This is a genomic window from Phenylobacterium sp., assembly GCF_031412415.1.
Taxonomy (GTDB): Bacteria; Pseudomonadota; Alphaproteobacteria; order Caulobacterales; family Caulobacteraceae; genus Phenylobacterium.
Map to the genome: position 1 here is coordinate 1 of NZ_JANOCX010000328.1, position 11,731 is coordinate 11,731.

At 67.1% G+C, this 11,731-nt stretch carries 7 protein-coding genes; all 7 read right to left on the bottom strand.

The features are described from left to right. On the bottom strand, positions 1-1,077 hold a 1,077-nt coding region (locus RMO04_RS15970), incomplete at its 3' end, for an amidohydrolase family protein (protein WP_309645764.1). Positions 1,078-1,120: 43 nt separating this feature from the next. Beyond that, on the bottom strand, positions 1,121-2,506 hold the full coding sequence (locus tag RMO04_RS15975; protein WP_309645765.1) for an amidohydrolase family protein: 1,386 nt from the start codon (positions 2,504-2,506) through the stop codon (positions 1,121-1,123). 75 nt (positions 2,507-2,581) lie between these two features. Next, entirely contained in the window at positions 2,582-5,521 is a 2,940-nt protein-coding gene (locus RMO04_RS15980; RefSeq protein ID WP_309645766.1) for a TonB-dependent receptor domain-containing protein, read from the bottom strand. 118 nt (positions 5,522-5,639) lie between these two features. Then, entirely contained in the window at positions 5,640-8,786 is a 3,147-nt protein-coding gene (locus tag RMO04_RS15985) for a TonB-dependent receptor (protein WP_309645770.1), read from the bottom strand. A 143-nt stretch (positions 8,787-8,929) separates the two neighbouring features. Beyond that, positions 8,930-9,874 (bottom strand): FecR domain-containing protein, encoded by a 945-nt coding sequence (locus RMO04_RS15990; RefSeq protein WP_309645767.1) that lies wholly within the window; start codon positions 9,872-9,874, stop codon positions 8,930-8,932. A gap of 2 nt (positions 9,875-9,876) precedes the next feature. After that, the gene (locus RMO04_RS15995) at positions 9,877-10,494 is read right to left on the bottom strand and encodes an RNA polymerase sigma factor (protein ID WP_309645768.1); all 618 of its coding nucleotides are present in this window, start codon (positions 10,492-10,494) and stop codon (positions 9,877-9,879) included. A 98-nt stretch (positions 10,495-10,592) separates the two neighbouring features. Further along, positions 10,593-11,731, bottom strand: a 1,139-nt coding sequence (locus RMO04_RS16000; RefSeq protein WP_309645769.1) for a CocE/NonD family hydrolase C-terminal non-catalytic domain-containing protein, incomplete at its 5' end; no start/stop codon positions are given.

An 11,731-nucleotide genomic window follows, 5' to 3' on the forward strand; every position in this document is an offset into this window, starting at 1 on the left:
GACTTCCGGCTTCTCAGGGGTCTTGGCGGGCAGCGGGTGCTGGATGCCAGCGTCGGTGGAAAGCATGACGTTCACACCGGCGTCGATCAGGTTTTTGATGTTGATCCGCGAGTTGGCGTAGATTGGCTCCAGCTTCTTGGACTGGCTCTCCTGATAGGCCTTGGTCACCGGCAGGGCCGAGCACGAGACCTTCTTGGCCACCATCTCCTGGATGATCGCCGGCGTGATCGTGCGCTCGGGCGTGATGTCGCAATGGGTGAGGATGTCGACGCCGGCGTCCACGGCCGCCTGGATCCCCTCGAGCGAGTGGACGTGCGCCTGCACGGTCTTGCCCGCCCCGTGGCCGGCCTTGACGATGGCGTTCTGCGCCCCCTGCGAGAAGGCCATGAAGGAATAATCCTTGTGGCCGTTCGAGGCGTATTTGAGAAAGTCCACGTCCTTGGCGGCGTAGACGGTGATCCGCTTGCCGACCTCGTCGGCGGTGTCCCACAGCAGCTCCCGGCCCGTGCCCTGGGTCCAGCGGCGGTTCAGGTAGTTGATCGTATCGGCCCGAAGGATGCTCTTGTACTCGTCGCGGAAGTCTTCCGAGACTGGGCCGTCGAAGCCGATGATGTTGCCGGCGAAGTAGATTCGCGCGCCCACGTCCTTGCCGCTGTTTATGCGCGACCGCGCCGCCCGTAGGTCGGGATACGGACCCCAGGTGTCGAACACCGTGGTCTGGCCGCTCTTCAGCGCCAGCTGCGCGGCCTCCACCACCACGTCGGCGTAGCGGCCGCGGAAGCGCAGCAGGGTGTCGACGTCCAGGTTGAGGTGAAGGTGGAGGTTCGCGTCCATCAGGCCCGGGATCACATACTTCCCGGGTTTCTCCAGCACGCGCGCGCCCCTGGGGATGGCCACGCTGGCGGCCGGGCCGATCGCGGTGATCCGGCCATTGTCCATGACGACCACGCCGTCCACGATCGGGGCGCGTCCAGTGGCGTCGATGATAGTGACCTTGGTCAGGGCCAGCGGCGCCGCGCCGGCCGCCCCGGCGATCAGGGAGAACGCGGCGGCGCAGAGCAGAAGTTGTCGCGTCATGAGGGCTCCGTCGAGCTGTGCTTGGAGGCGGCGTGGGCGCGCGTCATTCGTGGGGCATGATTTTCTGGTTGGAGATCAGAGGCGCGGTGGGCAGCTTCGCGAGGTCGACGACCTCGCCCGACTTGATGACCATGTTGATCGCCCGGTAGTTGCCGGCCCAGGCCAAGGGGTCCGCGTCCAGGACCACCATGTCGGCGTACTTGCCGCGCTCCAGCGTCCCGAAGTCCTTGTCGAGCTTGTAGCCGCGGGCGACGTTGATCGTCGCGGTCTGCAGCGCCGTCATCGGGTCGACGTTGATCTCTTCCAGCCCCTGGAGGGCGGCGAAGTGGCCCTCCCCCAGCGTCGTCCGGCTGTCGACCCGCAATTGCGGCTCGCCCATCGGCAGGGGGTGGGTGATCCCGGAGTCGGTGGACAGCATGATCGAGACGCCGGCGTCGACCATGTTGCGGATGTTGATCATCGACTGGCTCTGATAGTGCAGCGCGCGCTTGGACAGGGTGTCCTGGTGCGCCTTGGTCGTTGGCAAGACCGAGCAATAGACGCCCTTCTGCGCCATCTTCCGCAGCAGCTCCGGCGGAATGATCCGCTCCGGAGTGATGTCGCAGTGCGTCAGGATATCGACGCCGGCGTCGAGCGATGACTCGATGCCTTCCACCGAATGGACGTGGGACTGCACCGTCTTGCCCGCGTCATGGCCGGCCTTGACCACCGCGTCCTGCGAGCGCTGAGACATGTAGGCGAAGCCCATGTCCTTGTGGCCGTTGGCGGCGTACTTCAGAAAATCGACGTCCAGCTTGGCGTAGGCCGCGACCTTCTTGCCCACCTCCTCGGACGTGTCCCACAGCAGGGCGCGATCCGTGCCCTGGGTCCAGCGCTTGTTGAGATAGTCGATCGTGTCCTTGTGCAGGACCGTCTGCATCTTCTCGCTGAAGTCCGCAGAGGCGGGGCCGTCAAAGCCGATGATGTTGCCGGCGAAGAAGATCCGGGCGCCCGGAGTCTTGCCGCTGTTGATCTGGTCGCGAGCCGCCTTCAGGTCCGGATAGGGCCCCCAGGTGTCGAAGACGGTGGTCTGGCCCGTCTTCAAGGCCAGCTGGGCCCCCTCGACGATCACGTCCGAATAGCGGCCGCGGAAGCGCAGCATCGAGTCCACGTCGAGGTTTAGGTACAGGTGGACGTTGGCGTCCATGAGGCCCGGGATGACGTATTTGCCGGTCTTGTCGATCACCTTGGCGCCGCGCGGAACGGAGACCTCGGCTTTCTTGCCGACCGCGGTGATGCGGCCGTTGTCCATGACGATCACGCCGTTCTCAATCGGCGGGCGGCCGGTTGCGTCGATGATCGTGACGTTGGTCAGCGCCAGAGGTGCGGCGCACGCGGCCCCGGCGCACAGCGAAAGCGCGGCCCCGGCGAGCAGTGAAAGACGCGTCATGGTCGTCTCCAGAGAGCGATGCGATGGTCAGGCGAAATCGGGCGGCGCGTCAGGGTCCGCGCCGCCCGGACCGCCTCAGTTCCAGAGGTCGGCGAAACGCAGGTTCACGCCGACGTAGTAGGTCCGCCCGGCGTAGCCATGGCGCCCGAGGAGCCCGTTGAGCGAGCCCTGAACCTTGTCCGGGTACTCGTTGGTCAGGTTGCGGACGCCGGCGTAGATGCGACTGTCTTCCTTGACCTTGTAGCCGACCTGCGCGTCGTGGTTCACGAACGCCTTGATGTATGGCTCGTCGATGAAGGTGTCGACGGTGGGCCGCTGGATGTTGGTGATGCCGTTGCGCAGCGTTCGGCCGCTGTAGTTGAAGCCGTAGTTCGCGTCCCAGTTTCCGTGCGACCAGGAGAGGTCGACGTTGCCGACCCACTTGGGCGAGGATCCGCCGGTGTCGGTGTCGTAGAGGCCGCGATCGTCGGTCAGCAGCGGGGCCGGCGTTTTCTGCAGCTCCAGGCGCTTCAGGTAGCTGGCGTTGCCGCTCAGCGTGAAGCGGCCGAAGTCCGTCGGCAGGCTGTAGCTGCCGCTGAACTCATAGCCCTCGGTGAAAATCTTCGCGACGTTGACGTCGCTGATCTGCACCAGGCTGGCGAAGCCGGTGGCGCCGTCGCGCCGCAGCAGCGAGCAGAACTGATTGTCCAGCGTGGGCGCGTCGTAGCAGGCGTTGAAGATCGAGTTGGCGGTCGGCCGGATCACCGCGTCGCTGAGCTCGATGTCATAGTAGTCGACACTGAGCGACAGGCCCGGGATGAACTCGGGCTGCCAGACGCCGCCGACGGTCAACGTCTTGGCGGTCTCCTCCTTCAGGTTCACGTTGCCGCCCGTCTGCGAGAGGAAGAACGTTCCGAGCAGCGGGTTGAACGTCGCCGGGTTGACGCCCAGCGCCCGCAACGCGGTTTCGCAGTTGGCGCGACGCGTGCTGGTGCCCAGTGAGACATTGCTGGTCGAGCATGGGTCGTTGCTGCCCAACGCCGACGTGCCGTTGGCCAGGGGCGTGAACAGCTCGCCGATCGTCGGCGCGCGCGCCGCCTTCGAATAGGTGCCGCGCAGCTTCAGCCCCAGCGCCGTGGAGAAGACGCCGCCGACCTTCCAGGTGCTGGTCCTGCCGATCGTGGAGTAGTCGGAATAGCGGTAGGCGCCGTCGACCGTCAGCTCGCGGATGAACGGTCCATAGTCTTTCAGCAAGGGGACCGAAATCTCGCCAAACAGCTCTTTAGCGTCGTACTTGCCGCTCGCGTCGATGCCGTTCAGGTGGGCGATCTTGCGCGGCGAACCGCTGAACGGCCCGAAGTCGATATCAGACTCTTCCTTGCGGTACTCGGCGCCGGCCACGAGGCTGATAGCGCCGCCCGGCAGCTCGAATAGGCCGCCGGTGTCGGCGGTCACGAAGCCCGACAGCACCGTTTGCGTGTTGCGGACATAGTCCACCGTCGGCTGGTAGATCCAGGCCACGGCTTGCGCCTGCGAGGCGCTGTCGGTCGTGAAGGGGTTGTAGGGCGTGCAGCCGCTGTTGCGACCGGCGGTGAAGCTCACCGGGCCCAGCGCGGGGTTGAACGCAACGGCCAGGGCGTCGGTCCGGAGCCGGTTGAAGCTGGACGGATCCAGGTCGCTGCGGCACACGGCGCGGCCGGTCGCGGGATCGATCACGGCGTCCGTCGCCGCGAGGAAGCGGTCGTAGAGCCGGTTGTTGGCAATGTAGGCCCGCCGGCGGACCTCGCCATAGTTGGCCGATACGTCGTACTGCAGGTGCTCTGTCAGCTCACCCTTGGCGCCCACGACGACGCGAACCGTGCGCTTTTCGATCCGTTGGTCGCGCACCCCGCCGTCATAGTCCCAGCGGTTGAAGAGGATCGGCCGAACGCCGGCCGCGGCGCGGACGTTGGCTGGGATGAAGGCGGTGTCCGAGGCGATCGGCTGGAACACCAGCTGCGACTGCTGCGAGAGCGACTCCGTGCGAATGTCGGATAGATGCAGGTCGACGTAGGGCTTGAACTTGTCGCTCACATCGTAGTGGGCCAGCACCGAGACGATGTGGCGTTCGTTGCTGGGGCGAAGGTCGTCGGCGAACAGGGTGTAAGTGGGCGGACCGTCGCCGCCGATCTCGGTCGCGCCGGCGTAGCCGCCGACGTTCTGGCCGTGGACGAAAGGCGTGCCGTTACCGTTGAAGCCGCCGGCGGAGAACGTGCGGCCCGGATCGATCAGGGCGCCGCCGTTGGCGAAGAAGCCGTCGCGGGTGTTGTTCAGCAGCACGAAGCGCGGGCTGGAGCCATTGGGATTGTTGACCCGCTCGTACAGGTCATAGGCCCGCTTCCGCGCCGAGAAGGGTACGTTGGGCCGCTCCCCGAAAGTGTAGTTGACGGTGACGTTGCCCGCGCCGTCGTGGAAGTTGCGGCCGAGGGTCAGCGAATAGGCTTGGTCGCGGTAGTCGCCCTTCTCGGCGTTGCCGAACTGGCCGTCGAAGGCGAGGCCCTCGAAATCCTTCTTGAGGATGAAGTTCACGACGCCGGTGACCGCATCGGCGCCGTACACGGCCGAGGCGCCGCCGGTCAGCACGTCCACGCGCTCGATCAGCGCGGCGGGGATCACGTTGAGGTCGACCGCGCTATTGCCGCCGAAACCGCCGACGAAGCGACGGCCGTCGACCAGCGTCAGGGTGCGGTTCTGACCGAGATTGCGGAGGTTCAGGGCGCTTTCGCCGGTGCTGCGCTGGTCATCGCCGTTGGTGCCGACCAGGGCGCCGACTTCGGCCACCATCTGCTGGACGTTGGTCTTGCCGGTATAGGCCAGGGCCTGTTCGCTGAGCGTGGTGATCGGCGCCGGCGACTCGAGGTTCGGCGTCCGCACGCGGGTGCCGGTGACCACGACCTCCGCGATGTCGGCCTCTTGCGCGAGCGCCTGGGTCGCGAAACCGATGGCCAAGACCGCCGCGCTGCAGACCAAGGCCGCCTTATGCGTTCTGTTCGTCATTTTGCTTATCCCCCTGAGCCTTCGAGGGCTCACAGAGGTTCAGACAGGCGAGCGCACGCCGATCCGCCAATCGTCGTCGCAGATTCTTCACACCACGCGCGAAATCCTCCGCCGTCGATCAGTTCCAGGCGTCGTCCAGCTTGATGCTGAAGCCCAGATAGTAGGTGCGACCGGCATACCCCTGGCGGCCCGACGCGGCGTTTAGGGACCCCTGATATTTGTCGGGTTGCTCGTCGGTCAGGTTGCGCACGCCGGCATAGACGCGGCCGGCGTCGCGCAGGCGATAGCCCAGCTGGAGGTCGTGGTTGATGTAGGCCTTCACATACGGGGTATCGATCACCTCGTACGCCGTGGCGCGCTGGACGTTGGTGAGCGGATTGCGCAGCGTGCGGCTGCTGTAGTTCATCCGGTAGTTCAGATCCCACCACCCGCCGGTCCAGCCGAAGTCGAGGCTGGCCACCCAGGTGGGCGACGACCCGCCGGTGTCGGTGTCGAAGCGACCGCGGTCGTCGGTCAGCACCGGCAGCGGCGTCTTCTGCAGCTCCAGGCGCTGGAGATAGCTGGCCGAGGCGGCGACGCTAAGATCTCCGAGACTGTCGGTCTGCACCGAGTATGAGCCCGCCAGTTCCCAGCCCGCCGTATAGACCTTCGCCACGTTGACGGCGTTGATCTGCACGAAACTGGCGCGGCCGGTGCCTGGCTCCCGCCGCAGAAGGGCGCAGAAGATGTTGTCCAGCGAGGCCGCGTCGTAGCAGGCGTTGAACACCGCCCCAGTCGTGGGCGTGATCACCGCGTCGCTGATCTCGATGTGGTAGCGATCGACGCTCAGCGACAGTCCAGGCGCGAACGCCGGCTCCCAGGTGACGCCATAGGTGGTCGTCCGGGCCGTCTCCTCCTGAAGCGCCGGGTTGCCGCTGAGACTGGTCGGAAAGAAACTGCCCAGCAGCGGATTGAAGGCGGACGGGCTCACGCCCAGGTCGCGCAGGGCGGTCTCGCAGTTCGGCCGCCGGTTCGCCGTGCCCAAGCCAACGTTGGCCGTGGCGCAGGGGTCGTTGATGCCCAACGTGGTCACGGTGTTGACCATCGGTGTGAACAGTTCCCCCACGGTCGGCGCCCGCGCCGCCTTCGACAGCGCGCCACGGAACCGCAGACCTGCGCCGGCGGCCAGCACGCCGCCGACCTTCCAGGTCCGCGTGGCGCCGATGGTGGAGTAGTCGGAGTACCGGAAGGCGCCGTCGACGACGAGCGTACGCACCGGCCCGACGTCCTTTAGCAGCGGCACGGAGACCTCGCCGAACAACTCCGAGACGTCGTAGGCTCCCTCGAAGTCGACGCTGTTGATGCGGGTGATGTTGCGGCTGGATCCGGTGAAGGGGTCGAAGTCGGCCTCGGATTGCTCCCGGCGATGCTCGGCGCCGACCACCAGCCGTGCGGGCCCGCCCGGCGCCTCGAATAGGCCGGCGGTGTCGCCGGCGAGATAGCCAGACACCACCGTCTGGCTGTTGCGGACGCGATCCACCGTGGGCTGGTAGATCCAGGCCAGCGCCTGGGTGTTGACGCTGCTGTCGGTGGTGAAGGGGTTGTAGGGCACGCAGCCGCTGCCTGGCCCGGCCGTGAAACTGGCGGGACCCAGGGCCGGATTGAACGCCACGGCCAGGGCGTCGGTGCGCAGCCGCGTGAAACTGGCGGGGTCGATGTCGCTGCGGCAGACGATCCGGCCGCTCGCGGGATCGACCACCGAGTCGATGGCGGCCAGGTAGCGGTCGTAGAGCCGCGCGTTGCTGGCCGAGGCCCGACTGCTCATCTCGCCGTGATTGAACGACAGGTCGTATTGCAGGTGTGGACCCAGATCGCCCTTCGCGCCGAGGACGGCGCGGTTCGTCCGCTTTGTCAGGCGCAGATCGCGCAGACCACCGTCATAGTCCCATCGGTTGATGATCGTGCCGGTGCTGGGCGCGAGCGCCGCCACGTTGGCCGGCAGGAAGGCGTTGTCGCGGGCGACCGGCTGGTTGACCAATTGGGTCGGCTGGTTTGTCGAGGTGTTGCGCACCCGCGACAAGTGCAGGTCGACATAGGGTCGGAACCGCGGGTCGACGTCGTAGTGCGCCAGCAGCGTCAGGATGTGCCGCTGGACGCCCGGCCGAATGTCGTCGTTGAAGAGGGTGTAGCTGCGAGCCCCATCGCCGCCGATCTCGGTCGCGCCGGCGAACCCGCCCACGTTTCGACCGTGGACGAAGGGCGAGCCGTCGCCCTTGAAGCCGCCCGGCGAGAGCACGCCCCTCGGGTCGATCACGCCGCCGCCCTCGGTGAAGAAGGCCTCCCGCGTCCCCTGCATCAGGACGAACCGCGGTGACGGACCGTTCGGGTTGTTGACCTGCTCGTAGATGTCCAGCGTGGCCGCGCGCCTCGCCGACGCCGGCACGTTCGGCCGCTCTCCAAAGGTGTGGTTCACCGTGAGGTTGCCCCGTCCGCCGTCGATATTGCGACCCACGGTGATGGCGTAGACCTGATCGCGGAAGTCGCCCCGCTCGGCGTCGCCGTACTGGGCGTCGAGCGCCAGGCCCTCGAAGTTCTTCTTCAGGATGAAGTTGACGACCCCGGTCACCGCATCGGCGCCATAGATGGCCGAGGCGCCGCCGGTCAGGATGTCCACCCGCTCGATTAGGGCTAACGGCAAGGCGTTGACGTCCACGGCGGTTGAGCCGCCGAAGCCACCCACGAAGCGTCGATTGTCCACCAGGGTCAGGGTGCGATTCTGACCCAGGTTTCGAAGGTTGAGCGCGCTTTCCCCGGTGCTGCGCTCATCGTCGGCTCCGGAGCCCACCAGCGCACCGGCCTCGCCCAGGATCTGCTGCACGTTGCTCTTGCCGGAGATCGTCAGCGCCCGGCCGCTGCGGGAACTGACCGCGGAGGAAGACTGGGGCGGGTCTGTCCCGACCCGCGTGCCGGTGACCACCACCTCGCTGACGGGCAGGACGGGGGCCACGGACGCCGCGTTGGTGTTCGCGGCGAATTGCAGGGTGATCGTCCGCCCATCGTCGCGCGCCACCACGAGATTCGTACCTTCGAGCAGCCTGTTCAGAGCGACGCGCACGTCCATCGCGCCCCGCACGGCGGGCGTGCGCGCTCCGTCGAGCCGGGAGACCGGCGCCGTGATCTGGACGTCGGCCTGGAGCGCGAAGGCCACGATGGCGCGCGCGGCGTCTTGGGACGGGATATTGAACGTCCGGGTCTGGGCGAGGGCCGCGGCCGGCAAGCCAAGCATCAGGGCCAACGCGATTCCGCCCCGCAAACCCCACTGCCCACTGGCCCCATCCATGCGACTAGAGCCATGCCGCAAGCCTGGGCGGACAATCAATAAGCTTGGCCGCGAACTTGTTCGCGGCACGCCCTGGGCGCGTGCGGCGCTCAACGGGTCAGGCGCACCAGGTCGGCTCGAATTTCCACCTTGGCGTCCAGGCTGAGGGCCACCGACTTGGCGAAACCCACCGGATCGGTGGCGTTGAAGACGCCGGCCACCCGCTCGGCCCCCAACGCCGGATCGACCACCACGATGCCGACGTCGCTGTACCGTCCGAACTGCGCCGCCGCGGCCGCCAGGGTTTCACCGCGGAAAATGATCCGGCCATCGGTCCAGGCCAGGCCGGACCCCAGTTCCACCTCGTCCACATGGGCCACGGCGACGGCGCCGGTGTCGCGGCTCAGGATGGCGCGGCTGCTAGCGGTGACTCGCGCGGCCAGCTGTTGTGGCTGGTCGGCCCGCGTGACCTCGACGATCCCTTCGCGCACCAGCACCTCGACGGGGGCGTTGCTGACGTTCGAGACGGTGAAGCTGGTGCCCACCGCGCGGACGTCGGCGTTGCGGGCGGTCACGACGAACGGGCGTTGGCGATCCTTCGCCACGTCGAACAAGGCCTCGCCCTCCAACAGGTGGATCTGGCGGTGGTTACGGGTGTAGCGGACCTGGAGGCGGGTGTTGGTGTTCAGCGTGATCACCGAGCCGTCGTCCAGGCTGACCACCTTTTGCTCACCCTTTCGAGTGGCGTAGGAGACGGGTCGAGTGGACCCCAGGTACACGCCGACCGCCGCCAGGCTCGCGGCGACGGCGCCCGCCCCAGTCAGCCAGCCTCGACGGGTCATACGGCTCGGAATGCGCGCGACGTCGCACGCCGCCTCGGCTGGCTCGGTGCTCATCAGCGCCCAGGTCATGCGCGCAAAGGCGCCCCGACGGCGCACGTCGCCGGCCAGCCACGCCTCCAGTTCCGCGGTCTCGGCGGACGACAGGCCACGGTCGGCCCGCGCCGCCCAGCTCGCGGCGGATTCGTCGATGTCGTCAGCTGTCTCTCGGACCATGATTAGCGGAAGAACCTCCGGATCATGGGTTTAGACGCGGCAGGTTGCGGAATTCCGCCAGTTTTGAACCGTTCGGCCACGAGCAGGGCGCCTCGCGCCATATGCTTTTCCACCGTGCTCTCGGCGAGTCCGAGCCGCTGGGCCACCTCGCGCTGCGACAGACCCTCGATTCGCCGCAGCCGGAAGACCTGGGCCACCCTGGAGGGCAGCGACGCCAACAGGCTGTCCAGCCGCCGCAATTCGTCGCGATTGGCCACCACCTGTTCGGGCGAGGCCGCGTCATCGGCGAAATCCAGATGCTCGAAGCTCGCCACCGAGTCGATGGCCACGACCTTACGGCGGCGGATGTGATTGATCATCACGGAGGAAGCGACTTGAAACGCATAGGTCTTGGGGTTCTCGACGTGGTCAACCGAAGGGAGCGCCACGAGGCGGGCATAGACCTCCTGGACGATGTCGTCGACGTCGAGCCCCTCCACGGGCCGACGACGCAGCCAGTTCCGCAGCGCAGGCTCGTGCGGGATGACGTTGCGGCCCAGCCACGCGGCGCGCTCGCGGATGCCGACCTGGTCGGGGGTCGCCGCGATCGTCGCCTTGTCGTCGTGTTCGGTATCGCCCACTCATTCCCCCCGAAGTGATGCCGCGACAACATGGCGCCATATGAGAACGCCGTCGCCTGAAGACCATCAAGTCCCGCCGCGCCAGGGCGGGACCCTTTCTAGACCAACCGACGCGGGATCTGGCTGTCGGTCCTGCGCTCGAACACCACGGCCCCGTCCTTCGTCGCCGTCAGCGACTCCGAGAGGTGGAACGCGGTCGTCGTGGACGTGAGTTCGATGACAGCCGACAGCGCGCAGTTCCAATCCCCCCGCACCCAGGAACTGGACGCCTCCTGACGCCAGCGACCGCTGTTGGGCTGACCCTCGGTCAGTTCGACGACCTCCCGGCGACCTCGCAACACCGTGGTGCCGATCTCGGGAAGGGTGGCGGGCCTGGGCGGACTGGCGAGCTCGATCCTGTAGAGCCCGGGCGCGACAGGGGCGGTATCGACCTTCGGGACGGGCGGCGGCGGATCGGGGATCGGCGCGTGACGCACGGGGATGGGAAACGGCGCGGGCGTCGCCTCGATAGGCCGAACCGGCAGGTCAAGACGGCAGGCTTCGAGCGCCAGAGACAGGGTGACCACCTCCGGCGAAGGCCAGGCCAAGGGCCACAGGTTCTCGGAGATCGCCACGCGAACGCGGCTGCCGCGCCGAAACCTATGGCCGACCATAAGCATCGGGACCTCGACGTTCTGGAACACGCCGGGGACCATAGGCTCGGGATCGCTGTGCGACTTGCGGTGGGTCAGGTTGAGCAGCCCGTAGGCCACCAGCCAGGACTTGCCGTCCGGCGTCACCTCGTTGACCCGCACGGCGATCTTCGCCACCGGTCGATCGGCGGCCACCCGGATCCGAGCAATGGGATAGCCCAGGATCTCCAGGTCGTCTTCCAACACATCGCCGTCGAAGGTCAGGGCGCGGGCATCGTCCAGCGACTGTTCGATCGGCGGCCTGTCGATCCATTCGGGCTTGGTCAGGCCCACCACCTTGTCGCCGACGAAGGTCACGACCTTGGCGGTTCCCGGCCGGGGCGTGAGCTTGCTCCCGGTGAGATGGAGAGACCACGGCGCGATGGATGTCGAGGGCCAGGTCCGCTCGGCCACCCAACGCCCCGGGATCTCCGCCGGACGGGTTTCCGGCCACGTGGCGTAGGGCATGAAGGCGCGCAGCATGGGCTCGGCCATGATCCCGGTCGCCTCGCCCTTCAGCCAATGGGACCACCAGCGAACCTCCTCGAAGGTCCAGTCCAGGCTCA